Annotated in this window: 1 protein-coding gene; it reads right to left on the bottom strand. The window is 34.5% G+C overall.

Translation table 11 applies throughout. The features are described 5' to 3' along the window. Positions 1 to 47 precede the first annotated feature (47 nt). A complete protein-coding gene (locus GQR53_RS20530) occupies positions 48 to 503 on the bottom strand; it encodes a hypothetical protein (RefSeq protein WP_024598679.1) in 456 nt (151 codons plus the stop codon). Between the last annotated feature and the right edge of the window lie 184 nt (positions 504 to 687).

The following is a 687-nucleotide window of genomic DNA, read 5'->3' as shown; positions in this document are numbered from 1 at the left end:
TGTTTTCTTAATAATACTGAAATGACACAGATTTCTAAACACTACCTTTATTTAGCGCTGATCTCTTTAAGAATTGCGCGTGCAGCATTTTTTCCGTTTAAAGCAAAGCCAACTTCATGACCACTTTTATCTTTAAGGATTAACAGGTTTGAATCTACCCACATATCGCGAACTACCATATCATCTGAAACTGTATTAAGCTCATTAATAGGTAGTTTATATCTGAGATTATATTCATAACCCCTCATATCCCATTCAGCCATGTAGGCACCTTTGTCTGTAATAAAAAATACACCCCATTGCTGTAGCTCTTTATTTTCATACATAGTTGTCCACTCTTTAAAGTGAACTTTTTTTGAGCCATCTTTTACTGTATCTAAAATTACGGGTTCAAAAGCAGAGGTATTTATTGGGCCGGTCGTTGTTTGCATCGGCCCAGGAGAAGCACAACCACCAATAGTTAAAATGCTTGCGATTAATAGAATAGACTTTTTGTTCAACACTCTAAACATCCTTATAGTAAACAGAGAGGTACATAGTAAAGGCTGCAATAATTTCACCAATAATTACTTTTGTAAATAACTAATCAAAATATATAACAAGCGCAGACCTTTATTTAAAACAAAAATAAGTGCTACCCCCCTGTGTCAGGATCTGACTCTTATACACAAATAAATTAGGCTTCAA

The organism is Pseudoalteromonas sp. Z9A6 (genome assembly GCF_011378805.1).
Taxonomy (GTDB): domain Bacteria; phylum Pseudomonadota; class Gammaproteobacteria; order Enterobacterales; family Alteromonadaceae; genus Pseudoalteromonas; species Pseudoalteromonas distincta.
This window is presented reverse-complemented; position numbering and strand designations above follow the sequence as displayed.